This window comes from Sphingobacteriales bacterium (assembly GCA_016711285.1).
Taxonomy (GTDB): domain Bacteria; phylum Bacteroidota; class Bacteroidia; order Chitinophagales; family UBA2359; genus JADJTG01.
Window position 1 is genome coordinate 231735 of record JADJTG010000002.1, and the last position, 26504, is coordinate 258238.

The window sequence follows — 26504 nt, forward strand, 5'->3', positions numbered from 1 at the left end:
CGCTTTTTGTATTTTTTATGAATAAGAACTTTAATTATTCGTACCCCGGATTTTGTTGCATGGCATCGTTAGCGTCCATATCGCCTTGTGGTATAGGATATACCAAATTGTCGGCGTTCCACGCTGCTACTTCGCCAGTAGAGCCGCTTTTGATGTCTCTTTGGAGGCGTTTTAGGAAATGAATACGGTCGCCTTCAAATGCCAATTCTAAAGCGCGCTCTTTGTAAATGGCATTGATTAAATCTTCGCCGCTTACATTCATATCTGCTAATCCGGCGCGTTGGCGCACAGTATTGAGGTGGGTGCGCGCTGTTGCTTCATCGCCGTTTTTGGCAGCACATTCTGCCAAAGTGAGCAACATTTCGGCATAGCGTATCACCGGAATACTGATTTTATTGTTGTCCCATTTGGTCGTAAAAGTTTCAATGCCTTCAGTTACATACATCGCCCCGCGATTGCTGCCTTCTGCTACATCGGCATTGAGCAAAGCCATAAAATCGGTACTCATTTTAAACAAGTCGCTGTTTTTGCGATAGCGTCCGCGAATAGAGTTGTTATTGTCGCCGGTGCGGTTGATGATAGCAAATACTACTTCGGGGTGAAGAACACCATTTTCGGAATTAAATACTTCCATCAAATCAGTGGCTAAGGTGTATTTTCCGCTGTTTACTACTGCGGCGGCTTGCTCGGCAGCGGCGGCATAGTTGCTTTGCTGCAAATAAATACGCGCCAAAAATGCCTGCGCTGCTTGTTTAGAAGCTCGGCGGCTGTCGGGTGATAAATTTTGAGCAGCATAAGTGAGGTCGGCAATAGCAAAATCATAAACAGCAGCCACTGAACTTCGGGCAATATTCGTGCCGTTGGTGGTGCTGCCCGGCTCTGTCATCAGCGGCACACCCAATTCGGGGTATTTGGAAGAACCCCAAGGTTGTCCGAAATGTTTTACCAACTCAAAATAAGTAACCCCGCGCAAAAAACGGGCTTCGGCTTCCAAGCGCACCTTGTCGGCATCGCCCATACTTACATTTTTCATGTATGCCAGTACCGTATTGCAACGATGAATAAGATTGTAGCCATCGTTCCACAAATTAGTGGACTCGCCGTTGAACGTCACCATTTCGCGGGCGCGCAGTTGCGCCAGACCAAAATCGCTGATAGCATCAGTATATACATTATCCGACAACAGTTCGCCGTTGCTGAGTAAACCACCCGAAAACATTTGTCCGCTGCTCTGAAAACGGTCAAAAGCACCCGTCATCGCCGAATCCAAGCCGCCGAGCGAGTTAAGTGCTTCCTCTACAGAAATGCGGTCTTCAGGTTCTAAATCCAAAAACTTTTCGCAAGAACTCAACAAAAACAATCCGAGTATCATCGCCGAAAAGCCGAATATTTTAAAAGATTTCATATTTTTAAAACTGTGTATTTTTTAAGATTAAAAAATCGGTTCAACAAAAAAATATTGTATTTTTTTTTAAAAACCTACCCGCACACCCACTGAAACCACTTTTGCCTGTGGGTTGGATAAATACGATACACTTTGCGTAATAGAACCCGATTTATCGCGATTTACTTCAGGATCCCAACCCGGATATTTTGTCCAAGTGAGTAAGTTCGTAGCATTCAAATATACGCGCATCGCCTGAATTTTCAGTTTTTTGGTTGTTGCCGAAGGTACATTATAGCCCACCGTCAAATTTTTCAAGCGTATATAATCGCCGTCATACAGGTGGCGCGAAGAGTTGAAGTCCCAGTTTTGTTTGAGGCTCAGACGGCGAATATCGGTAATGTCGCCCGCTTGTTGCCAACGGTCTAAGGTACGTGCATCTTGATTCCAGTTGAATGCCATATTTCCCAATTGGCGTTTGCCGTGGTCGTCATAAATATTAAAGTCAAGCGCGTAATTGAACTGGAAAGAAAAATCAAAGTTTTTGTATTCAAAATTATTCGTCAAACCGCCCCAATACAAAGGATAAGGGTTGCCTATTACCACGCGCTCCGTAGTAGAAGCACCCGCACTCGCTACGATTACGTTGCCATTTGCATCTAACCACAACTCGTCGCCGGTGGCAGGGTCAACACCATAAAAACGCACCAACAACCAAGCTCCGATAGGCTGCCCTTCAATGGCGCGGTTATCGCCAAAATTTGTACCGCTTACTTCTTGTCCTTGCAAATCCAGCACTTTGTTGCGCGAATGAGAAAAACTGAAATCAGTACTCCATTTAAACTTAGGCTTCACGATATTGCGGCTATTGATACCCAAGTCCCAGCCTTTATTTTCCAAAGAAGCATTATTGGTACGCACTCCCGTAAAGCCGGTAGTTCCTGCCAACACCGTATTAATCAACATTTCTGTTGTTTTGGTATAAAATGCACCGATTTCGCCCGAAAGCCTGCCGTCCCAAAAACCAAATTCCAAACCGCCGTTGGTGGTAGTTTGCACCTCCCAACTCAAATCAGGTACTGCCAAAGATGAGGGCGCAGAGCCGTTTTGCCCGTCATAAAGAATATTGTCGGGTACTGAAAAATAAGCAGCATACTCAAAATCACCGATTTCGGCATAACCCGCTTGTCCCCAACCGCCTTTCAGTTTCAAATAGGTAAGATGCGGATGATCGCGTAAGAAATTTTCTTCAGACACTATCCACGCAGCTGACACAGCAGGAAAAGTACCCCATCTGTTTTCGGGACCAAAACGTGAAGAACCATCGCGGCGCATCGTAAAGTCCAACAAATAACGTTGATTATAAGTATAGTTGGCACGACCAAAGAAAGAAGCAAAAGCATAATTGCGTCCTACACCATCTCGGTCTTGGAGTGTATCAATATTTGTACTTTCTATAATATTGCCTTCCCACTCCGTAAAGGTATATTCTTCGCGGGCACGCTGTGCCGAAAAACCACCCAACAAGCTCACATCATGTACTTCTTTGAATACTTTGTTGTAGCGCAAAGTTTGGTTGGTATTCCAACTTCTGTATTTGATGGTGCGATACCAAGCGCGGTCGTCAGGTAATCCGCGAATGATATGGTTTTCAAAATAATTTTCTTCCTGATTGCTTTGGTCAATACTGAAATCGGCACGACCTGTGAGGTTTTTTGTAAAATTGATTTCCGCAAAAACACCGCCCAAAATACGATTAACGATATGGTCTTGGTCGCGGTTTTCCAATTGCGCCACCGGATTTACATTTACATCAGGATAAAAATAAGCTCCGGTGCTGTCATATACCGGATATATCGGCAATGCCGAGCTTTGTGCCGTACCGAAGCCCCCCGCATACGAAGCCGGCGGCAACGCAGTATTCGTATAAGCATAGCTTATGTTTGTTCCCATTTTCACCCAGTTCAAAGGTGTATAGTCCAAATTCAGGCGCACATTGGCTCTTTGAAAATCATTACCCACCAAAATTGTTTTCTCCTTGCGATAAGAAGCACCCGCATTATAAGTGAGCATTTTAGTACCACCTGTAAAAGTAGCGTTGGCATCAGTAAAGGTACCTGTTTGCAATACTTTATCCAACCAATTTGTATTGTTTTCTAAACCTTCATATACATCAACACCACGCGGCAAAGCAAAAGGCTCAGTATCGGGGTTGGTCAAGCCGCGTGCTACGTCATTGTCATAGGCTTCCTTATATAGTATAACATACTCTCTGGCATCTAATAAATCCAAGCGTTTTGTAATTTCAGAAATACCCTGTTTTATTTCCACATCAAAACGGGGTTTTCCTTTTTTACCTCTTTTGGTGGTGATAAGCACTACCCCACCCGCTCCACGCGAGCCGTAGATAGCGGTGGCAGTAGCATCTTTTAAAATCGTGATATTTTCAATATCGGCAGGATTGAGCGTTGAAAGTGTATTGAGGTTGTAACCGGCACCACCATTGCTGAGGTCGCGGTTTTCTACCGGAATACCATCAATAACATACAAAGGTTCAGAACCATTAATAGATGCCGTACCACGCACACGCACCGTAATCGGCGAACCGGCTTGCGCACCGTCTGTGGTAATCAACACCCCCGGAGCTTTTCCCTGAATGGTTGAAAGCGGGTTGGTTGCCGTTCCGTTGCGCAAATCTGCTTAATTGATTTGTGTAATGGAGGCAGTGAGGTTGCGTTTTTGCTTCGTGCCGTACCCCACAACCACCAATTCATCTAAATTCATGCCGTCTTCAACGAGCGTAAAATTTTGAGTAAGGTTCGCTCCATCTGTCACCGCCAAAGTAAGGCGTTGTGTAGCATACCCCAAATAAGAAACAACCATTACATAAGTACCCGCTTTTACATTTTTGAGGGTATATGTTCCATCTAGGTCGGCGGAAGTGGCAAGAGTAGTGCCCTCCAGCAATACGGTAGCACCGATAAGGGTTTCACCGGTTTCATCTGCAATTTCACCGCTGATAGTACCCTGTGCCCAAATTGTACTGAGCCATAAACTACTGAAAGCGATAAAAAAAAGAAAGGTAAGTTTTCTTTTCATACAACGAATTAAGTTTTTTATTTTTTGAACGATATAAATTAATAAAATAAAAGCATTTTATATAAATTAAGATATATAAAACATTTTAAATCAATATAAAAAAAACACAAAACAAAGCACATTTACACTGCTACAATGCCAAATTACACCGCCGCAAAGCACATTTACACTGCTACAATGCCAAATTACACCGCCGCAAAGCACATTTACACCGCTACAATGTCAGATTACACCGCCGCAAAGCACATTTACACCGCTACAATGTCAGATTACACCGCCGCAAAGCACATTTACACTGCTACAATGTCAGATTACACCGCTGCAAAGCACATTTACACTGCTACAATGTCAGATTACACCGCCGCAAAGCACATTTACACTGCTACAATGCCAAATTACACCGCCGCAAAGCACATTTACACTGCTACAATGTCAGATTACACCGCCGCAAAGCACATTTACACTGCTACAATGTCAGATTACACCGCCGCAAAGCACAAAAACACAATGAATAAAATATATAAAAACAAAACATTTAAAAACCTCAAAAACAAGATATAAAGGTTATGTGCAAATATAAGCAATGCCTATCTTAAAATAATAAAATAATTGCTTTTTTGATAAAAACCATTTGCTCCTCTTATTTCTGCTTGTAAGCAATAAGGTGCCGCCGAAAGACAGGCAGGTAAACGCAATGCGTTGTTTTTATTCTGAATAGAAGTGCGCCAAACGGCTTTGCCTTGCAGGTCATATAAAGTGATATTTGCTTGGGTGTCGGCTGTATTGAGTTGCACATACAATATTTCTCCGGCAACAGCGGGATTGGGATAAACGCACTCGATTGCGTCAGTATTTACAGGCGATAGCGCAAGCACTGCCCCTACATTGGAAGCAGCGGGTGTGGGTACTTCAAATACCGCCACCGAATCCGCCGCATCAGGATACAGCCCTTCGCTGTGGTCGGCGGTTTGCTCGCCAAAGCGGACTTTGTGCAAAGGAAGCATTTTGTTGTTTTGCTTCAAAAAAATCGCCAACTCCTCCCCTTCTTTGCTCAACTTGAAATTACAATGTTGTGCGCCTTCCGAAGTTTCATCATCTGCCCAAAACAGTGAAAAACTCTTCGGCTGCATTTGCAAATTTGGCGGCAGCCTCCATTTATTCGGATAGAAGAAATTATCCGTCAAATACACATTTTCTAACGAAAGCACCGTTTCTGTGGGATTATAGAGTTCTATCCAGTCCTCGTACTCGCCTTGCTCATCACTGATAACAGTATTATTTTGCGCCTGCCATTCGTTGATATACAAAGTAAAAGGCGGTGTTTGAACATCATATTCTATCGCCTTATTGCAGGGCAGTAGAGCAACATTTCCGGCGGCATCGCTCACCGAAATATGGGCTGTAAAAAGAGCATTGGCGGCGGGCATCTGGACTTGTGCACGATATTCGCCATCGGCAGCAACTGGGTCGGGAGCAATACCGTCATCATACATATTTAGTATCTGAACCGCACCACCATTTATCTGATATTGCAATTGAACGCTCTGCAAAGCCGCCTGATGAGTCGTTATATTGAAGGCAATTTCCCACCATTCGGCGGGCAGGGGCGCACTGTGGAGGATATGTTCCACCACAGGTGCAAAGGCTAAATCTTGTGCCTGTGCCAAAGCCGAATTAGCCCGCGAACCAATGTATTGAAAAAGCCCCGATTTGACGTGTCCCCCCAAAGCCGTACTGTAACTGTCGAGAAAATCCTGCGGCGTAAATCCATAATCGTAGGTATAAAAATCATCTTGCTCAATAAAAGGTGTAATCATATCGCGGCGTTGGGTAATATCGGCAATAAAATTGGTATCATTGAATAAACTGTCGGCAATAAAACGAATATATTGTGTGTATTTGGCTTTCATCTCCGCATTATTTATCAAAGCCTCATAAAATGGCATCGGGTCATTCGGCTTGTCCCAATCATAAATATTGCGTGCTACCCAATCAATACCGAACCAATCAATACCAAAAGTATTGTCGGTATCGTAGGGAATATATTCGAGGCGGTTGTTGCGAGTATTGTGGTATAAATAAAAATTATTGCGGTTATATAGCGGTGCGTCCCAGTGAGCCGCCATTACTTCAAAAGCGGCGGCTCGCAAATAGCTTTCTGTATTTAACAGCTCACTCAAATCACATTCCATCGTTTCCGCTTCGCTGTCCTGAAGGGTTTTCGTAAATTGTATCACATCTTCAAAAGGAGTTTCGCCGCTGATTTTGAGTTCGTAGCCGGCATTCATATAGCTTTGTGGGTTGTTGCCCAAATATTCGGCAGCGGCAGGATAAGTGCATTTATACAAATTGCCATCGTTGTTGCCGAAGCGCGAAGCGACAAAATTTTCGTCAATATGTTCTACATTAATATATACACCATAAAATGTATCATTGATATAGAGCAACACATGATTGGCACGCGGTGCGGGAACACGCAGACGGCGCAACATATCCCAGCAAATCTTAGAGCGCATAACAGAGGGGTCATTGTGCTCGCCGTTGAGATTGAGTTTTTCAACACCTCTGTATTTGCGCCCTTGCTCAAAGGTATTGAAAGAAATTTTAAATGATTTTTTGGCAGCTACCCTCGATGAAGAGCCTCGTAAACGAAACCCCACCTGCTGCACCGTATCCTGATGCGTGCCGTCAGAAAAAGCAAAAGTCGCCGGATATTCAGTATTGCTCCAAACATCATCAAAAATATTTTCCAGATCGGCAGCAGCTATCCAAATATCAACACGCGGCAGCAATGTGTCATTATACAACACGCCATTATCGGGAAAATCTGCCTGCGCCTCCAGATTAATAAAAGGAGCAACACAAAGCAGTCCAATCACAACATACCATAGTTTTTTATACAGTGTGGTCATCACATCAAAAGTATGTTTTTTTATGCCGACACACAAATAATACCAAAATTTTAACATGATAACCTCATTTTTCTTCTATTTTACTACATTTACTTTCACAGTGCCATTGGCATCATCATACCATTGCACCTGAATACTGTTTGTACCCTGCCCCGATACAATAATTCCTCCCGTTACTATCCACTGATAAATACTGCCCGCCGCTTGTGCAGGAATACTATACACCGACACATTATTGCTACACTCCGCAGCATCACCTGTAATCGTAGGCGTAATTTGACAATCCGTACAAGCCGTGGTGCTGTAAGCGGTAACATTTCCGGTAGCATCTAATACAAAATTATACGAAACTCCGTCATAACAAATACTGTTGAGGCGGTTTTGGCTGTCTCTGCCTATTTTCACATATTTGCTGCTGAAATTTGCCTGTGTATTATTACTATAAAAAACAGTGTGATACAAACCGAGCGTATAAATATTTGCCATATATAAAAATTGGTTTAAAGGTTGGCTGCGTCCGGCATTAAAACGTATCAAAGCCAAATCAAGGGCTTTTTTGGTATCTGTACACCATTGATTGGCAATAGAAGCAATAAACTCCTGCGGGCTGCTTACAAAAAAACCACTCGGAAGCGTACTGCGCAAATAATTGAGGCTGTCGTTGCCCGCTTGTGCAATGAGTTGGGTTTTGCGATTTTTGAATGCCGTATTTCCTTCTATGTAATACGCATCAACAATATGGTTGATTTCGTGGGCGGCGGCGGCACAAAATATATCGGTACTACCCGCAGGCACCTCGCTCGGAAACTGATTTTCGGGATAAGTGCCGATAGTATTGGAAAAAGAATTAATACTGGCATTGACTCCGGTTAAAAAATTAGGAATAGCTCCCGAAGATGCCACAGGCGGCGCACCCAATTCATCGGCAAACGACATCAAACGCAAATTGTGCAGCGTAGATGGAATAGCCGAGTAGAGCTTAAACAAAAAACTTTTTTGCGGTGCGTCCAACGCAGAATTATCCGCCAGCAAAGTAGAAAAATTGGTCCATATCCACTCATACTCGCCGCTTAATCCCAAAGTATTGGAAATTTGTGTTTTGAGCGCAGGCGTAAGCACAAGTGCATCGGCATAATTGCGTTGTACTCGCTCGCGTATCCACGCAAAATTATTTTGTGTAGTTGAATTATATATCACCCCTTTTTTGAAATAAGAAGGATAGGTATTGATTAAATTTTCATAACAATCAAATATATCCTGCCGCAGGGAATTTCCGGCGGGCAATGTGAGTATGGTTTGTTTCATAAATAAGTGCGCATTGATATAATTGGTGCGCAGCGTTGCATCATTTTGCAGCACGGTGGGCAAAGTAGCAGGATAGGTTGCGGTTGTATTGTTGATATAATCGCAGGCAGATGCCACTGTCATTAAATTGGCAGACTGAGGATATAGTGTGGTAAAAAGCGGTTGTCCATTGTATTGGTTGGTGGCATCGCTGATAGTGGTAGCCGTCCAGTGCAGCCCAAACGTATTTCCGATAATATTCATCGGATAAGTGGCAGCACCGCCGCTGTTGTAGGCTTCCCACGACCAGCCCAAGCCCATCATCAGCACACCGCCGCCGCCACTGATATATGCGTTGAGCGCAGCAATTTCGGCAGCCGTAAAAGAACCCCACGCATTACCGATAATCAACAAGCCTTTACCACTCAACGAAGCAGCTGTAAGAGAGGTAGCAAGGTTTGTAACAGTATAGCCCGCATTTTGCAGATTGGTGCGAAAAGTAGTGAGGTTATTGTAGTTTGCCCATTCGCCGTGTCCCGAACTAATCGCCACTGTGTTCAAATTGGATTGGTCTAACCAGTTGCAGATATTGAGCGCAAAAGTATTATTTTGATACAATACAATATCGCTATTGCCAAAAACTCCTTCGTGCGCCACGCCTACCACTTTTCCTGAGCCATAAGCAGCTGCCATTGCAAAAATGGAAGGAAAAGAAGCCGTACTTGCCCCCGCAACTATCGGCACGGCGGCACTATTATAAGGAAACATAGACGAAGGCAAACCGCTCGTATATACCGTGCTTACACCGGCAACCAAAGCGGCATAATTTTGCGCTGCAATATTGATATTCATTAATACGGCGCAAACAATGAAAATACATTTGAAAAACGACATGATAAAAGTATTTAAATGGTAAAATAACAAATATATAATAAATTTTTTAAAATTCAGCTCTTAAAAAATTTATTGCTATTGAACAAAATTTGTAGTGCCCCCATTTATCAATAAAAAATTGCTTAATTAGCAAGTTCTTCTATCATATCACTATACGATTGTGCGATAAGGTTATCATTTTTTAAACCGAAATAATCAAAATAAAAATTGCATTGTTGTTGCAGATACGCAATTGTATATTTTTCGGCTTCGTCAATGGCTTCTACTTCCACAAAATGACCTAATTGCGGCACTATGTCAAAATGAAATTTTACGTTATTGATAAAATAAATTTTACGCCGTTTTTCTACGATAGTTTTAATGCCCAAATGCAGCGATAAAATCTGTTTTAAAGCAGCCTGCGGCGTGTGCGGATACAGCACAATATCCGACAATTTAACGGCAGCCGCATCAGGGCGATAATAATGAATCAAGGCGTTTTCAATGTTTCCTTCGCGCAATTTGAGCCGCCCTTCTTGCACCCGAAAGTAGGTGTCGGTTTGGTGGTCGATGCCACAAAAAACGGGATTCAACAATAACAGCTTTTGCTCATAAGGGGCTATATCCTCCACTTTTGCTTTAAATTCTATATTTTTAAGTTGCATATAAAAAAATGATTTTAATTATTTCCGTTTTTAAAGGCTTTCAAGATAGCTAAATTATAAAAACAGCCCTAATTATCGGATATCTAAAGCATAAAAAAAGCATAATTGCTTCTACTTACCTCCATGGCGAGTATCGGCAACTATGCTGTATAAATATTAAAATAAGAGATTGGGTTCTTCTGTGCTAGTATAATATTTTAATTGTATTCAATCATTAAAATTCAATCATTTGTATTAAAAATCAGGCTTTCCCGCTCAATATTTTATTCCAGTACAACCACGGCAATATGTATTTCTTCAATACCCACATAGAGCGTCTGGGTTTGGCTTGGTCAAAAGGAAAAGTCATTTTGGGTTTGTTGGAATAATCAAATTCTGCCAGCATCAATTTGCCGTATTGAGTAGGAATCGGGCAAGCCGATTGTCCGTCGTAGGAGGCGGTAGAAGTGCTTTTGTTGAGTTGCGCCAAAATATGCGACACCACCACCGGCACTTGTTTGCGTATGGCAGCACCGGTTTTGCTGCAAGGGGCACTGCTGGCATCGCCGAGCGAAAATACATTGGGGTAGCGCGTGTGCCGAAAAGTGTGCTTATCTACTTCTACATATCCATAAGGGCTGTTGGCATCGGCAAGCGGACTTTTTTTGATAAAATCGGGAGCTGATTGCGGCGGAACAGCATGGCAAAAATCAAATTTGAGGTTAACCAAAGTTGTAGGCGAATCGGCGGCAGGCTCCATACCAAAACAAGCGGCAAACTGGGTTTGTGACTGTATTTCTTTGATACTGTCGGTTTTGGCTTCAAAAGTAATTTCGCGCTTGCCGCCGTCAATAGATTTTACTATGGCTCCGAAATGTGTTTTTATGTTGTGCCGTGCCAAAATTTCTTTCAAAGTGGCGGCATATTCAGGCACCCCGAAAATAACGCCCGCTCCCGACACATAATGTACTTCGGTTTTTTCCATAACTCCGTTTTTTGCCCAATAATCGCAGGCTAAGTACATAATTTTGTGTGGTGCGCCGCCACATTTTATAGGTGTGGGCGGATTGGTAAATACAGCAACCCCGCCTTTGAAATTTTTAATCATTTCCCATGTATATGGCGCGTAGTCAAAAGAATAATTGCTGGATACATTATTTTTGCCCAAATTCTCCTTCAAACCTGCTATTTTATCCCAATCCAACTGAATACCCGGACATACCACCAATATTTCATAGCTGATTTCTTTGCCCGACTTACAAACAACTTTGTTGTGTTCCGGCTCAAAAGCAACAACGGCATCTTTTATCCATGTAGCTTTTTTAGGAATAAAATCTTTCTCTAAACGCTCCGTTTTTTTGATGTCGTACACACCCGCTCCTACCAAAGTCCAAGCCGGTTGATAATAGTGCTTTTCGGAAGGCTCTATAATTGCTACCGACAGCGAAGCATCTTTGAGCAATAATTGTGCGGCAAGAGAAAGTCCGGCATTACCGCCACCGACTACCACAATTTTGAAATTTTCAGGCATTATATTTTAAACGGGTATTTTATTAATTGCAAATGTTATTATAATCTTTAGAATGATTTGTTACTTATGTTACATTCGTACAAAATCGAACATTGAAAAAGCCCAGAAGGACTGATATATTTGCAGAAAAATGAAACCCGCCGCCGCCAACCTCTTTTTTTTGAAACGATATGAACATTGAACCAAATCTTGTACCCAGAAGAAGTCCAGATTTTTGAAGGTCGTTTTTGCTGCTATAAAAATTTCGTGTCGATGGCGTTTGTTTGTTTTTTTTAAAATCTCTGAAAAACAAATATTTTCGGAATACAAATAAAATACACCTGAACGGACACAATTTTTATTATTCCTTTTATGGCGATATTTTTGTATTATTTTTTCATTACAAATAATTAAAAATCAATATTTTATAACTAATAAATTGTGCGATTTTATCAATCAAAATGGAATAAAATAATGTTCACTTTGAATTTAAGTTCATAATTAATGCAAAACGATAATTACAGTTTTGCTTTTTGCCGAAATACGCTTAAAGATGTTTCACTTTACGTTTTTATATCAATTTTTTCTCTAAAATATTCAATTTTTTATATGAATTTGCAGCAATTCAACAATTTAGCACCTTCCGAAGCTGCCGACCTGCTGCGGCAATGTTGCGGCTCGGCTCACTGGGTACAACAACTTATGGCGCATTTCCCTTTCGCCGATGAAGCCCGACTGCTCCAGCACGCCACCGACATTTGGTACGGGCAATGCGCGGAACACGACTATACGGAAGCCTTTGGTCATCACCCGAAAATCGGCGACCTCAATAGTTTGAAACAAAAATTTGCGGGCAAAGAACAAGCGGCGGTAGCTGCTGCCGATGTGAGTGTTTTGGAAAAGCTGGCAACTGCCAATCAATTGTACGAACAAAAATTTGGCTATATATTTATTGTATGTGCCACCGGCAAAAGTGCAGACGAAATGCTCCGTCTTTTGGAAGCCCGCCTCCACAACAGCCCCGACAACGAAATACACATTGCCGCCAACGAGCAGCACAAAATTACCGTCATACGCCTGAAAAAACTCTTGACCGCCGCCGACTGGAGTTTTTTGAAAGTGAGCCAACTTACCACCCACGTTTTAGATACCGCGATCGGAAAACCCGCCCCGCATCTGCACATACAACTGCAAGGCTGCCTGAGCAAGCGGCAGTGGCGCACTCTAGCACAAGGCTGCACCAATCACGATGGCAGAATACCCGATTTGCTGCCGCCTTCTATGTTTTTGGCAGCAGGCGATTATAAGATGATTTTTGATACAGCTACTTATTTTGCTCAAAGTGGCACTCCCAATTTTTATCCGCGCGTAGAAATTATATTTCATATCGCCGACCACGAGCATTATCATGTCCCTTTGCTGCTCAATCCTTTCGGATACAGCACCTATCGCGGCAGTTGATACAAAAAAAAGAAGTGATATAAAGAAAAGGAGTAGCTCCGGAGGGAATCGAACCCCCACCAAGGGTACCGGAAACCCTCGTTCTATCCATTAAACTACGGAGCCTTGCCCACCCACACCAAAGCGGTGTTTTTAAAACAAATTCCCCGAATGCTGAAGCAATATCGGGGAATTTTTGTGTATTGTTGGTAGCCCGTAGGGGAATCGAACCCCTGTTTCCTCCGTGAAAGGGAGATGTCCTAACCCCTAGACGAACGGGCCATTGTATGGTCGTGATGGGGTGCTTTTTCTGAAAAGCGTTGCAAAGATACGGAGGTTTTTGATTTGTGCAAATTTTGGCAAATATTTTTTATAAAAAATTCAGATGTTGCGAAAAACAAATTACAAATTGAATATTAAACTGCCGGATACTCCGAAAATTTGCTTGCGTAAAATAGGAAAATCAGACGGAGGAGCTAGTTCATAAACAGGTTCTATTTGCTTAAGTGCTCTAAACATCGAAAGCTCAATACCCACGGCTCTTTTGTTTTTCAACATAAGCATAAATCCGTGCCCCAAAGAAATTTCAGGGTACTCCATCGTCATTTTAGTACTTCTAGATGCAATATAGATATTATTGAAAACATCTTTCTTATAAGAAGAGAAAAAACCCTCCAACCGAGAATTGCTCAACTGTGCAAACAAATAGGTTAAAGTATTATGTTTATAGGCATCGTACTGATATTTATATTTTACCCCATACGACAAATAATTAGTTACAATCTCTGAAGTAAGAATTCCATAATCTGCGCTTAAACCCAAATAATGCCTCCTGTTAAAATATTTACCAAACTCAAAATGTACCGACAAAGGAAGGTCAAACTCATAAGTTGCCTTTTTCCTACTAATATAAACAGCATCCAACGGAATCTCTATTGTTTCAAAAAAATGTTGATACGGTCGCAGCCCGCAAGAAAACTCAAACTGATTTATTTTGCGTTGTTTTATGGAAAGTGTATCCTTTTTTTTCTTTTTCTCACTGATATAAAAACGCTCTTTCTCTTTAAAATATTTGTAGTCCTTGCGTGAGAAAGAATATGTATTCCCATTGGTATCTTTAAAAGTAATATCTCCGTCTGTTTCCTGAAAAATCAAAATTTCTCCTTTCAGAAAACCGCCGCTACTCAAAAAAATCACGTCATAATAATAAATACCTTTTTCTTCTTCCTGTGCTTGCAGGTGAATGTTATACACAACAAAAAAGGCAAATAACAAAAAAATGCGTAAAAAAGAAAAATGTAAGTTCATAAAAGATAATAAAGAGTAGTAGTATAATTTTTTTAATAGATGCAAAGATAATAAAAATATGTTTAAAGTTTATTTAGCGTTAAATACTGTTTATCCAATGAGTTTTTCAACAAAAAGCGTTAATAGTTGTTAATTATTACTCAAATTCTCAATATTGTGGTGTAATTTTGTGTTGTAATTAAAAAGATTAAATTATTATTTTTAAATAACTTCTAAATTTTATTCAGTAAATGAAAAAATTATTTTTCTTGATGCTTGCTACTGTTATGTTCAGTGTAGCGGCGATGGCTCAAAGCGGAAAGGCTTGTTGTTCTAAAAAAGGCGATGCAAGTTCTTGCTCTAAAAAAGACTTGGCGCGGCAGCGGCTTGTTGCTCTAAAAAAGGAGCTGATGCTTCTTCTTGCTCCAAAAATTCTGCAATGATGGGTAAAAACGTACTCAATGCAGACAGTGGCAGCAAGCAATATTGTAGCAGCACAGCAGCAGAAAATCTCCAAAAGAAAGGTTTTGTAACTGCTGTAGATGATGAAGGAATGATTACAGCAAAAAAAGTAGATGCCGGCACAGGTGATATTACTACTGTATCGGCTTGCCCACACAGCGGCAAAGTAATAACTACCCAAACTTGCGGCAAAACCGGCAAAGTAATGAGTACCGAAACTACCGAATTTTCGGCTTTGCAAAATGGTGAAGAAGTAGTAAAAGAGGCTAAAAGCCAAGATGCTTCTGTATTGCCTGCGGGTCCGGCGTGCAATGGCGGCGCAAAAAAAGGCTGCTGCAAAAAAGACGGAGCTAAAAAAGATTAATATAGCGTGTTGTCCGCTATAAATAGTTAATTATAAAAGCCCTGCCAATCGGCAGGGCTTTTTTTTGTGCAAACAATAGACCTTTCTATTTTGACAGTTTAAGTAAAATAAAACATTGATTTTCAACAATTTATTTCTTTTTTAATCATTGAAATAAAAATCACCCACACTTATTTTTCCATAAAAGCCATAATTGTTGCATCTTTGCAGCCTGAAAATCACAGTTTTTGTCGTTTTTATTTTATTTTTTAGCAATTATTGCATTTTATTATGCCGCAAACAACCCTCACCGACAGCCAAAATACTTATATGAATATGGAACTGCTGCGCTTTACTTCTGCCGGCAGTGTGGACGATGGCAAAAGCACCCTTATCGGGCGTTTGCTTTACGATACCAAATCCATTTTTGAAGACCAATACGATGCCATTAAAAGTGCCAGCGAACGCCGCGGCGAAGAATATGTAAATTTGGCATTGCTCACCGATGGACTGAAAGCCGAGCGCGAGCAAGGCATCACTATTGATGTGGCTTACCGCTATTTTGCCACGCCACGCCGCAAATTCATTATCGCCGACACACCCGGACATATTCAATATACCCGCAATATGGTGACGGGTGCATCTACTGCCAACTTAGCGATTATTTTGGTAGATGCCCGCAAAGGCATTATTGAACAAACCAAACGCCACGCTTTTATTGCTTCGTTGTTGGGCATTCCGCATGTGGCATTGTGCATCAATAAAATGGATTTGGTGGATTACAGTCAGGAAGTGTATGACAGCATCAGAACCGATTTTGAAGATTTTTCGTCAAAATTGCGCATTGTGGATATTCACTACCTGCCTATTAGTGCCTTGTTGGGCGATAATGTAGTAAATCGTTCGGAACGCATGAACTGGTATCAAGGTCCTACGCTCTTATATTTGCTCGAAACTATTCATATTTCGGGCGACCTCAACCGCATTGATGCGCGTTTTCCGGTACAATATGTGCTGCGCCCGCAACGCACCGAATTTCACGATTATCGCGGCTACGCCGGACGCATGGAAGGCGGCACGCTGCGCGTAGGCGACGAAGTAATGACTTTGCCTTCGGGCTTTACGAGCCGCATCAAAAGCATCGACACCCTCGACGGCAGCCTGCAAGAAGCCTTTGCACCTATGTCGGTGAGCATTACGCTGGAAAATGAAATAGACATCAGTCGCGGCGATATGATTGTGCGTGCCAGCAATGTGCCGCATCAAGGGCAAGACATAGAAGCCATGATATGCTGGATGAGCGATAAGCCTCTGCAAATCAACGGAAAATACATATTAAGACATACCAGCAAAGAAACGCGCTGTGTGATAAAAGATATTAAATACAAAATGGACATCAACCATTTGAGCCGCATAGAAGATGATAAAATCATCGGCTTAAACGACATCGGACGCATTTCGCTGCGTACCATGAATCCTTTGTTTTACGACTCCTACAACCGCAATCGCTACACTGGCAGTTTTATTATCATAGACGAAGGCACTTTTGAAACCGTAGGTGCGGGCTTAATCAAATAAAGCGTTTTTATTTTTTTAGATAGATTTTTATAAAATTTTCACGCACCACATCAGGTTTTTTTGAAAAAACCTGATGTGGTTTTGTTTTTTTTAAATGGTCGTTTTTTTGCCTAAGCTCTATAAATTTAAACAAGGGCAGTGTATAAAAAAATATTTTTTCTAAAAAAAAAGAAAAAGTGCTGCCCGAAAGCAGCACTTTTCACTTAAAAACAACTTACAATAAAAACAACGCACAATAACATAAAAAATCTTCTAAGAACTTCTGAAAGCAACTTCGTGATAGGTTTTGACGTGTTGCCCTAAAAATACTCGCGCATAAATACGCAATACCGCTATCTTAAGTATTACGAAGGTGAGACAGTTAAGTACCAACAACAACCGATGGCTGAACTCTATCTCAGAAAACAAAATGTCGAAACCCAGAAAAGTGGGTGAAATAGGAAAACCGACAATGGTAAGCGCACTCACCAAAAACAACAAAGCATAATTCGGATGCTCATAAATATGTCCGTTAAATTCGTTGAGGCGTATGGTATTTTCTTTGGTTTTTACCCAGTTCAACGCCAAAAGCCCACCCGCAAAAGCACCGACCGTTCCGCTTAAATAAAAAACGATATCTGTGAAATGAAAACGGTGCTGCTGCACAATAGACAGCATAAAAAACACCTGATTCATCGCCACATATATCCAGGCGCGAATAGCCGAAAAACGCTCAGTAGCGGCTATCAGCACCAAAATCAAGGAGATAGCTCCATAAATTGCCGCAATAAAGGTGTATTGATACGCTGCATCGGTAGGATATAGCAGATAAAACACCACACCCAACACCATTAATACAATAAAAATAATTTCGGCAAAGGTGCTACGCAAAGGATGTAGCGATCTTCCCGCTTTTTTAAACGGCAACCACATATATTGATACCACAAAGTATCTAAATTGTATTCTTTTACCGATAACATATACAAAGAGTAGTACAGTTTTTTGGGTAAAAAAGAAAAAAGCTGCGCTTTATTGGGATTATAGCTGTAAAATTGTTCGTGTATCAAATAGCTCATCACAGAAGGAGATACTAACAACTGATAGGTGCGCAAAAAAGCATTTGCCGCAAAATGCAACAATGCCAAATAATGCCAACCCAAAGCAATTTCTACAAATATCAGCCCGATTTGTGCCAATGAGGAGTAGGCTATTTGTGTTTTGGCGGTAGCCTGCACCTGACTTATCATAGAGCCTACTATCGCCGTGCTCAATCCGATGATAATCACCAATACTTTTACTAACATCACAGGTTCCCACACCGGATAAACGCGCAACAGCAAATATACGCCGATATGCACCGACAAAGAACCGTAGAAAAGTGCACTGGACACCGTGGGACCCTCCATAGCACGAGGCAGCCACGCCGAAAAAGGCAATTGCGCCGACTTCACGGAGGCAGCCACCAAAAACAGCAAGCCCACCATGAGTGTGCGCGTGGGATAATCTGCCACTGCCTCCAAAATAAAAGCGTGATCGGTAAATAACGGTCGCGGTAAAAAGCGATTAATAAAAAAGAACTGATACCCATTATTTCCCAACCCAAAAACAGAAATTCAAAATTACCCGCCAGCAAAAGCGTATGCAAACCGATATTGAACAACAAAGCATGGTTGTAAAAACGCTTAAATCCGCTTTCGCGGTGCATGTAGGTTTTGCTGAATACACTGATGATAAATATAATAACAGCAGCCACGATGGTATAAACTGCCGTTGTTTTATCATAAAAAACATCTAACCCAAATTTAAAATCCTGATTTTGGTAAATGGTCAATAAATGCTGCTCGTAAAACGGAATCCCCTGCACTAACCAGTAAAAGGCATAAACAAGTGCCAGCAGCATCTGTGCGCCGCTGATAGCAATGGCAATGCCCGCAATAGCTCTTTCCTGATGATTTTTGAATAATAAACTGCCCAAAAAGCCCATAAAAGGCAGTATTAAAAACAATGACAACATTAAGTTCATGGTGCTGTAGTAGTGGATATATTACTATCAATTTGGTAAATAGGAAGATTTTCAAAAGTGGCGTGTGCAATATGATTGGTGAGCATCGCCGGAGCTTTTTCGAAGAAATGATGCACATTTTCCACCGCTTTCAGGTCTGCGGCTTCGGCGTGATAGTGCATAAAATATTCGTTTTTAAAATAGAAAAACTCTTGCGTTTCGGGGTGCAGGGCTGCAATATGTACCCATTCGTTTTTGTACCATTCATACATGGCATCTGAGCTTTTAATGACCTGCAATACCACCTCCGGAAAATGTTCCACTATCACCAACAAGCGCACAGGATCGTGGGGTTCTACCGTTTGCCAGGGCAAGCCCGGGCGCAAGTCGCCATCGCTGCTGTTGGCTACACCCACCAAGCCCATCACATTGTGCGGCAGTTTAGTTCCGCAGCCCAATTTCAAATTATCCACTCTCGAAAAATAATACTCCAGATTGATGCCTCCGCATACCACACCGATAGGTGCCATCACATTGCGCAAATATTTGCCTTCCAGATCGGTACGATAATCGTAGGAATTTAAAAAAGCACGGCGGTCTAAAAACAAACCCCGCGTAACACTGCGTCTGCCGATGATAGCCAGCGTATTGGTACCGTGTCCTAATTCGGGGCGCGGCTCAAAAAGCGATACTGAACGGTCTTGTATGGCTTTTCGCACCGCCTTGATGGATTGGTTGGTATCAATGGAGGCAAAACGGCGCGACCGTTCTTTGGCGTTCAGATCCAAAGCTGCTTCAAAAGCCGCCTTTGCTTCGCGATGCAGGGAGGCTTGTGCGGCACTGAGCATATCGTCATCATAGTAGGCTATTAAATCGCTCGATGTATCGTGCATAGAGCTGATAAAGCGGGTGGAGTCGGGGATATCAATACCTTTTTCGCGCAATACGGCACGCACTTTCTGGTGGTTTGCCATGATTGCAAATACACGGGCATTGACACAGCCCGGACGACCGCTACACGCCCCACAGTCGTGTGCGCCGTGGTGCGGATTATTGGCACTGCTGCTGCCGTGCGATACCATATAAATTAGTTCGGAAAACGCCCCTATCAAACCGATGCCACGCAAAAAGTTCTCTACACGTTCAGCCATTTCAGCGATGGTAAAACCCACCTGCAAACCCTCTTCCACATCATCAAGGCTTTTATTCTCTACGGTAAGTTTTCCGTGTGGGTGCATGTGTGCGAAAGCATCGGAAATAGAAGGACTCATTTTAGGAAAAAAAGTACCTTGAAACAATTTCCACAAAGATAAAACCCCCAACGACAGCGTAGCCAAAGAGCTTTTTAGAAAATGGTGGCTGCTGCTCGACAACATTATATCGTTGTGGCGGTGAGCGGACACATCGTATTCTTTGATAAGATAGCGCGGAGTTACGGGAGCCGGACACAATTTATCCATAAATTTTGCGCCCTGCGGTCTGAAATAAAACTCAACACCGAAAAATCCGGGTGCGCCCAACGTTTCGCAGTCGGGGCTACATACTCCAAATGGCGACGAATGGAACACTCGCGCTCATCAATGCAAAAAATGGCTTGAAAACGGGGTGGCGGTATGTTTTTGGGTGTGTTGATATTGGTTTTAATGCCCTGAATTACTTCATCATAATAGCTCCACTCAAAAGCATCTTGCCATATTTTAAACACTTCGTCTAATTCGGTGAGTGGCGTAGGCGCAAAAATATCCACCGGTGGCTCTTGCACTTTGGTAGCGAGTGGCTGCCAGTTTTCGCCCAATATCATCGTCAAACGGTCTATTTCCAACAACAATTCAAAATGAATCAAATCGCTCAAAGAAATGGGCTTTTTGATAAGGAGAGCGTTGTCATTATCTTCCACTACTGCCACCATACCACTCCACCCGCGATGACTAAACGCCATATCAAACAAATACTGCTCATAATACCGCTCATCGCCAACAATACGCTGCAAGAGGTCTTTGATACCCAAAGACCTTTCTTGCAACATATTCCTTACTTTTTTACATTTAAAAAAACTGCTCACACTTTGTTGTTCCATAAAACAAACACTTTCCAAAAATCCCTGTTTCTCCACCGGAAAATCCCAAAGTGCAATTCCTTGGTCTAAATATCCACACAAAATTCTGTATAATAGGGAGTGAACCAAAGTATCCAAGTCAATTTTATAATATTTTTTCCAATTACTTCGCAGCAATCCGATGCGTGGTTTTATGTTTTCGTCATATTTTTTTATCAATACGCGCTCTGCCCATAGTTCCAGGTTTTCGCTGCCTTTTCGTTCAATAATAATACGGTCAATTACTCCTTCTTTGATTCTGCCTAATTTGAACAACTGGCGAAAATCATCTAATTGCAGTGTCACTTTGTAGCCGAATAATTTAGAAGAGCGAAAAATGCCTTCATAAAATTTTTTCTGCTGAAAAGCGTGCAGCGAATTGTGGTGAATAAAATCTTTTAGGGTCATTTGGCTGGGGAGATAATGTTTCAATTCGTGCAGTACCTGCTCCAAATCAAAAATTTCTCCCCCTTGCATTTCGTGTTTCATGCAATTTAATTATTTTTCTTTTTATAAAAATCTACATTAGAGAATAAACCCACCTGAAGCGTATGGTTTCTTTCCATTTTGATGCCATCGCTTTTCAGAATTGTTTGTAACAAATAACCGACTTCTAACTTGCCTATTTTCGGAATTTTGTAACCGATTGCTCCATATAGGCGGTTTTGGTCAAACATATTTGCTGCTACATTTTTACCGAAACTAATCAGGATTTCGTCATATACAGTAGCATAAAAATTTTTATCGCTGATAGTTTTTCCTTTAAAAGGCAAGGAAAAACGGTTGAATAAACGAAAGCGATTGATGTAAGTGGCATCTTTATTTGGCTCGTAGATATTGGTAGATGTATTAAGATAGGGCAAATGTAAAAAACGTTGCTCCAAACGAAAACGACTCACCCACTCTATGCGGTTGAGTGGTGTTTTTATCTGAAGTTGCTCCCATATCCGATGTTCGGGAAAAGTTGATTTCACCGGAAAATCGCCATAAGGATAGGTGTTTACATAGCTATAGCCCACAGTAGCAAATACGGAAGGGTTGATATGATAATTGATACCCGTGCGCAACAACAATTGTTGCCAATATTCAAGCACGTCGTTTCTGCGCCATTGTGCCTCTATGTGTACGCCCCATTTGTCCGATACTTTATGGTCGCCGAAATACATCAGCCAAGCATTCACGTTGTCGGAATACTGGTGCAAAGGCGAAGCTTGTGCTTTCATCACCAAAGGTAGCAATAACATTATCATCAGACACCCCGTTATTATATATTTTTTCATGTTTTTTTATATATTTTTATTGGGTTACAACTAATTTCTTTTTGCGTGCCGAACGTTTGTGTTTGGAAAGTGGTTCGTGTTCTTCTAAACCCACTATTTCAAAAATGCCGCCATGTTCCTGATAGTTATGTTCAAAATGGTGAATACTCTCCATCACCGAATGATCCACTAAGCAGGTGTTGTTGAAATTGAGAACGATATGCTGACCGGAAGGTATGGCTTCTAATTTTGATTTCAGTCCGAGATAATTGGAGAAAATAGCGCATTTATCTACTTCTACCAAATAAGTACCATCGTTGAAAGATACCGTAGCGGGTACTTTGAATAAATTGGATAAAGGTGCTCCATTGGCAACATGAATGATGATTTCTAGCAAAATACCTGCCGCTATACCTACCAATAAATCTTCATAGAGTGTAAAGAAAATAGTTACCAAAAAGATAGCAAGTTGCTCTTTTCCTATTTCAAAAATATGAATAAACTCTTTGGGGTGCGCCAATTTGATACCCACGCTGATAAGCATAGCCGCCAATGCCGTGTTCGGAATTAACTCAATAAGCGGTGCTGCCAACAATACAAAAACCAAAATAAAAAAGCCGTGAAAGAAATTTGCCCAGCGTGTTTTTGCACCGTTGTTTACATTGGCTGAACTACGCGCTACTTCCGAAATCATAGGTAAACCGCCCAAAACGGCAGACAAAGTATTGCCGATACCAATGGCGATGAGGTCTTTGTTGGCGTTGGATTTGCGTTTGTAAGGATCCATCATATCTATCGCCTTCACTGTGAGCAAAGACTCCAAAGAACCCACCAAAGCAAACATCACCACATATTTAATAAACAGTCCCATTTGTTGCATACCCGAAAAATCCACATTGATTTTGATATTTTCGAGCAAATTGCCAATATGTACCAACGCATAAGACGGCTCGGTATGCTGAAAATCCATCGCTAATTCGGCGGGAATGGCGATGAGCAGTACAATGAGAGGAGCGGGAATTTTTTTCAGAAAGCCCTTCGCCACATCGTTCCAAAACATCATCACCAAAAAACTCACTACACCGATAGCGGTGGCTTTGGGGTCTAAGTGACTAAAAAATTCGGGCAGCGAAGCCAGCAATTCAAAAGGGTCTTTACCTTTTGCCATTGCCGGATCTACATCTAAAAGTACCGGTATTTGTTTCAAAATGATAATCATACCGATAGCCGCCAACATACCATGTACGGCAGAAAGTGGAAAGAAATCCACCAATTTTCCAAATTTGAATACACCGAATAAAATTTGAATAATGCCCGCTACAACCATCGCTCCCAATGCTAAATGCCAGCCAGTTTCGCCGCCGCCGAAGTCGCTCACTGCACCCACCACAATTACAATCAAACCGGCGGCAGGTCCTTTGATGGTCAAGCGCGAACCCGCCAGAAAACTCACCAAAATACCCCCGATAATGGCTGATACCAAGCCCATCAAAGGCGGAAAATCAGATGCTTTGGCAATACCCAAACTCAGTGGCAATGCCAATAAAAACACAATAAAACCCGATACTATATCGGTAGAAAAATTTTCCTGCAAGCCCGCCAAGCCATCTTTTGGCAAAATTTTAGGCGTAGTATTGGCAGAAGATATATTATTTAAAGAAGGATTAGCCATAAAAAAATCACTAAAAAAATTGCGCAATGCACGAAAGCGAATCATGCGTTTTTGTCCAACAGCATTGCACACGCTTTGAAAAAAGTTTTTGAAAATAAAAAGAGATAAAAAAGCAAATACAAAGCATTGCGACTGAATTGCCCCCTTTTGCTCGCAAAAAGGTGCTGCAACTTATACATTTGCCAATAAAAAGAAGAGAGAGAAAGGGCTATTTTTTTTCTTTAAGGTATTGATATTTTTTCTACCTGAAGCTATGCTCCGCAAAAGGCATAGCACAACTTTATACAAGTGCTATTGTATGCAATAGCCACAAAAAAATTACCATAAAAATAAAAGAAAAACAGCCTGCTCAAAAAACCTCACAAGCGAAAATTACGCAACCAAATATAAATGGGCGTATTGAGAAGAAATGCCGTGCAAAAATCAGGCGGAAAAATACAGCAGCAAATGGCAGTCTGCCATTTGGCAAAAGACCACGGATAAGCATCAATTACTGCTGCCGACAGTGGCAAATTATTGCCACAGGTAAGATGCTGTTCCTTATCATCGTCTTCATTTTCTTCCTCGTCCGTAGTTTGAACAAAAGTAAAAAACGAAACTAAATCGCGGTATTGCTCTTCCGAACTATCCGAAAGCTGCGTCTGATTGGATAGAACCCCACACAAATCCTGCTCTGACTTTTCTGAAAAGGAAAATATCAAACCGGATTGCAGTTGCAACAACAATAATATAATATACCACAAAACCCGCATACGGTGTAATCAGATTAAAGCGCGATATTTTTAGATATAAATAAAAAAAACTTTTTTATCAGTAAATCGGTCGCAAAGGTATTGATATTTTAATACTCCCGACATTTTTTTATATCCAATCAAAAAATAAGCATCAATTTTATTATAAATAACCTATTTAACGATATCATTTACTCAAATCTTATACAAAGATAGTGCCTTATCATATTATAGTGCATTTGATACTGAATTTTAACGTTTTTTTAAAATAGCCCCAAATTGTTATGCCTCATTTATTGTATAAAAAACATTTTTTAAGGCTATACCGCAAAGCAATTTGCAAAAATTGGCAACTTTTTAAGGGATTATTGCGTTTTTTTATTTTTACACCATTGATATATTTTTGTACCGCTTTTTCTATGGGCATAAAATCTTTTTTGGCACAACCTTTTGCCGCTTTCACTACACGCCGCTTGGAAAACTACCACCGACAAGCCGTAGCTTTGCAACACGAAGTACTTGAAGACATCACCGACAGCGCACGCGATACTCAATTCGGCAAAGACCACAATTTTCGCCATATCCGCACCTACAAGGATTTCAAACGTCAAGTACCCATTCGTGATTACGAAGCTCTGAAGCCTTATATAGAGATGATGTTGAACGGCGAGGCAGATATTTTATGGGAAGACCGCCCTTTATATTTTGCCAAAACTTCGGGTACTACTTCGGGTACTAAATATATCCCCATCAGCCGCGATTCCATCAGCAATCATATCAACGGCGCACGCAATGCGCTTTTGGCTCAGGTGCATCGCGTAGGCAGCGATTTTATCAACGGAAAAATGATTTTTCTGTCCGGCTCACCCGTTTTGCACGCTGTAGCCGATATTCCTACCGGAAGGCTTTCGGGCATTGTCAATCATCATATTCCCGCTTATTTGCGCCGCAATCAGCTCCCCTCCTATCCTACCAACTGCATTGAAGACTGGGAACTCAAATTAGATGCCATTGTGCAGGAAACTTTGCATCAGGATATGCGCCTTATCAGTGGTATTCCGCCTTGGGTACAAATGTATTTTGACCGCCTCCACGAAGTAAGCAACGGCAAACGTATCAAAGATATTTTTCCGAACTTGTCGGTTATTGTGCACGGCGGCGTAAATTTTCAGCCTTATCGCGCCAAAATGCAGGAAAGCATAGGCGGCAAAGTGAGCTACATAGAAACTTATCCGGCTTCGGAGGGTTTTATTGCATATCAGGATAGCCAACAAGAGGAGAGTTTGTTGTTGAATATTTACTCCGGAATTTTCTTTGAATTTGTACCCGCCGACGAAATTTTTAACGAAAATCCTACGCGTCTGCACTTGGGCGAAGTAGAAATAGGTGTTAATTATGCACTGATTTTGAGTAGCAATGCGGGTTTGTGGGCGTATAATATCGGCGATACCGTAAAATTTGTTTCAAAAAATCCTTATCGTATTGTTGTCACCGGACGCACCAAACATTTTATTTCGGCTTTTGGCGAGCACGTCATTGCCGAAGAAGTGGAAAGTGCTTTGGCAAGCACCGCCGCACAGCATCAAGTACGCATAACCGAATTTACGGTAGCTCCGCAGGTGCAAAGCAGCAACAGCGAACTGCCCCATCACGAGTGGTGGATAGAATTTGATACGCCGCCCGCACAAACCGCCGCTTTTGCCGCCGACTTAGATGCCGCCCTGATGCGCCGCAACATTTATTACCGCGATTTGATTGAAGGACGCATTTTACAACCTTTAAAAATAAAAGCGGTGCGCAAGGGATTTTTTCAGGATTATATGAAAAGTATCGGCAAATTGGGCGGACAAAATAAAGTACCGCATCTTTCCAACGACCGCAATATTGCTTCGGCATTGGAGCGTTTGTAGTTTGTGTTTCAAAAAAAATTTTACCTTTGAAGGCAAAAA

19 protein-coding genes, 2 tRNA genes and 2 pseudogenes are annotated in these 26504 nt (G+C 41.6%); 7 read left to right on the forward strand and 16 right to left on the reverse strand.

From position 1 onward, the window contains the following. Window positions 1-34: 34 nt before the first annotated feature. From IPL35_01205 to IPL35_01215, 3 genes are all read right to left on the reverse strand, one after another. Entirely contained in the window at window positions 35-1405 is a 1371-nt protein-coding gene (locus IPL35_01205) for a RagB/SusD family nutrient uptake outer membrane protein (GenBank protein ID MBK8442099.1), read from the reverse strand. A gap of 66 nt (window positions 1406-1471) precedes the next feature. Beyond that, a complete protein-coding gene (locus IPL35_01210; GenBank protein MBK8442100.1) occupies window positions 1472-4078 on the reverse strand; it encodes a SusC/RagA family TonB-linked outer membrane protein in 2607 nt (868 codons plus the stop codon). A gap of 6 nt (window positions 4079-4084) precedes the next feature. Continuing rightward, window positions 4085-4483 (reverse strand): carboxypeptidase-like regulatory domain-containing protein, encoded by a 399-nt coding sequence (locus IPL35_01215; GenBank protein MBK8442101.1) that lies wholly within the window; start codon window positions 4481-4483, stop codon window positions 4085-4087. Window positions 4484-4618: 135 nt separating this feature from the next. Between IPL35_01215 and IPL35_01220 the strand changes: the two genes are divergently transcribed. After that, complete coding sequence (locus IPL35_01220) at window positions 4619-5044, forward strand: hypothetical protein (protein MBK8442102.1); 426 nt, start codon at window positions 4619-4621, stop codon at window positions 5042-5044. A 26-nt stretch (window positions 5045-5070) separates the two neighbouring features. On the opposite strand, the gene IPL35_01225 is transcribed toward IPL35_01220, so the two are convergent. The 4 genes from IPL35_01225 to IPL35_01240 all read right to left on the reverse strand — a co-directional run bounded on the left by IPL35_01225 (window position 5071) and on the right by IPL35_01240 (window position 11727). Continuing rightward, window positions 5071-7398 carry a CotH kinase family protein gene (locus tag IPL35_01225; GenBank protein MBK8442103.1) on the reverse strand — a complete coding sequence of 776 codons (2328 nt, stop codon included), beginning with the start codon at window positions 7396-7398 and terminating at the stop codon, window positions 5071-5073. A gap of 72 nt (window positions 7399-7470) precedes the next feature. After that, a complete protein-coding gene (locus IPL35_01230; protein ID MBK8442104.1) occupies window positions 7471-9531 on the reverse strand; it encodes a hypothetical protein in 2061 nt (686 codons plus the stop codon). A 164-nt stretch (window positions 9532-9695) separates the two neighbouring features. Further along, on the reverse strand, window positions 9696-10217 hold the full coding sequence (locus IPL35_01235) for a class IV adenylate cyclase (GenBank protein ID MBK8442105.1): 522 nt from the start codon (window positions 10215-10217) through the stop codon (window positions 9696-9698). 241 nt (window positions 10218-10458) lie between these two features. After that, a complete protein-coding gene (locus IPL35_01240; protein ID MBK8442106.1) occupies window positions 10459-11727 on the reverse strand; it encodes an NAD(P)/FAD-dependent oxidoreductase in 1269 nt (422 codons plus the stop codon). 588 nt (window positions 11728-12315) lie between these two features. On the opposite strand from IPL35_01240, the pseudogene uraD reads away from it, so the two are divergent. Then, a pseudogene (uraD, locus tag IPL35_01245) lies at window positions 12316-12795 on the forward strand (2-oxo-4-hydroxy-4-carboxy-5-ureidoimidazoline decarboxylase). A 30-nt stretch (window positions 12796-12825) separates the two neighbouring features. Continuing rightward, window positions 12826-13167 carry a hydroxyisourate hydrolase gene (uraH, locus tag IPL35_01250; protein MBK8442107.1) on the forward strand — a complete coding sequence of 114 codons (342 nt, stop codon included), beginning with the start codon at window positions 12826-12828 and terminating at the stop codon, window positions 13165-13167. A gap of 33 nt (window positions 13168-13200) precedes the next feature. On the opposite strand, the gene IPL35_01255 is transcribed toward uraH, so the two are convergent. The 3 genes from IPL35_01255 to IPL35_01265 all read right to left on the reverse strand — a co-directional run bounded on the left by IPL35_01255 (window position 13201) and on the right by IPL35_01265 (window position 14301). After that, a tRNA-Arg gene (locus IPL35_01255) sits at window positions 13201-13272 on the reverse strand. Window positions 13273-13353: 81 nt separating this feature from the next. After that, window positions 13354-13428 (reverse strand) — tRNA-Glu (locus tag IPL35_01260). Between the two features lie 120 nt (window positions 13429-13548). Continuing rightward, complete coding sequence (locus IPL35_01265) at window positions 13549-14301, reverse strand: hypothetical protein (protein ID MBK8442108.1); 753 nt, start codon at window positions 14299-14301, stop codon at window positions 13549-13551. Window positions 14302-14705: 404 nt separating this feature from the next. On the opposite strand from IPL35_01265, the gene IPL35_01270 reads away from it, so the two are divergent. The 3 genes from IPL35_01270 (at window position 14706) to cysN (ending at window position 16816) form a co-directional block, all read left to right on the forward strand. Next, window positions 14706-14876 (forward strand): hypothetical protein, encoded by a 171-nt coding sequence (locus IPL35_01270; protein ID MBK8442109.1) that lies wholly within the window; start codon window positions 14706-14708, stop codon window positions 14874-14876. Beyond that, a complete protein-coding gene (locus IPL35_01275) occupies window positions 14873-15259 on the forward strand; it encodes a hypothetical protein (GenBank protein MBK8442110.1) in 387 nt (128 codons plus the stop codon). Before IPL35_01270 ends, IPL35_01275 begins: the two co-directional genes overlap by 4 nt. A 270-nt stretch (window positions 15260-15529) precedes the next feature. After that, entirely contained in the window at window positions 15530-16816 is a 1287-nt protein-coding gene (gene cysN / locus IPL35_01280) for a sulfate adenylyltransferase subunit CysN (protein ID MBK8442111.1), read from the forward strand. A gap of 252 nt (window positions 16817-17068) precedes the next feature. Here the strand turns inward: cysN and IPL35_01285 are convergent, their stop codons facing one another. The 6 genes and pseudogenes from IPL35_01285 to IPL35_01310 form a co-directional block, all read right to left on the reverse strand. Beyond that, window positions 17069-18316, reverse strand: a complete 1248-nt coding sequence (locus tag IPL35_01285; protein MBK8442112.1) for a hypothetical protein — start codon at window positions 18314-18316, stop codon at window positions 17069-17071. Next, a complete protein-coding gene (locus IPL35_01290; protein MBK8442113.1) occupies window positions 18244-18810 on the reverse strand; it encodes a hypothetical protein in 567 nt (188 codons plus the stop codon). The genes IPL35_01285 and IPL35_01290 overlap by 73 nt, the downstream gene beginning before the upstream one ends. A gap of 5 nt (window positions 18811-18815) precedes the next feature. Continuing rightward, window positions 18816-21382: pseudogene (locus IPL35_01295) on the reverse strand (DUF2309 domain-containing protein). Window positions 21383-21387: 5 nt separating this feature from the next. After that, window positions 21388-22173 carry a DUF2490 domain-containing protein gene (locus tag IPL35_01300; protein ID MBK8442114.1) on the reverse strand — a complete coding sequence of 262 codons (786 nt, stop codon included), beginning with the start codon at window positions 22171-22173 and terminating at the stop codon, window positions 21388-21390. 16 nt (window positions 22174-22189) lie between these two features. Beyond that, complete coding sequence (locus tag IPL35_01305; protein ID MBK8442115.1) at window positions 22190-23824, reverse strand: SulP family inorganic anion transporter; 1635 nt, start codon at window positions 23822-23824, stop codon at window positions 22190-22192. A gap of 359 nt (window positions 23825-24183) precedes the next feature. Next, on the reverse strand, window positions 24184-24567 hold the full coding sequence (locus IPL35_01310) for a hypothetical protein (GenBank protein MBK8442116.1): 384 nt from the start codon (window positions 24565-24567) through the stop codon (window positions 24184-24186). 407 nt (window positions 24568-24974) lie between these two features. Here IPL35_01310 and IPL35_01315 point away from each other — a divergent pair, with 407 nt between their 5' ends. Next, window positions 24975-26465, forward strand: coding sequence for a GH3 auxin-responsive promoter family protein (locus IPL35_01315; protein ID MBK8442117.1), 1491 nt, complete (start codon window positions 24975-24977; stop codon window positions 26463-26465). Window positions 26466-26504: the final 39 nt, after the last annotated feature.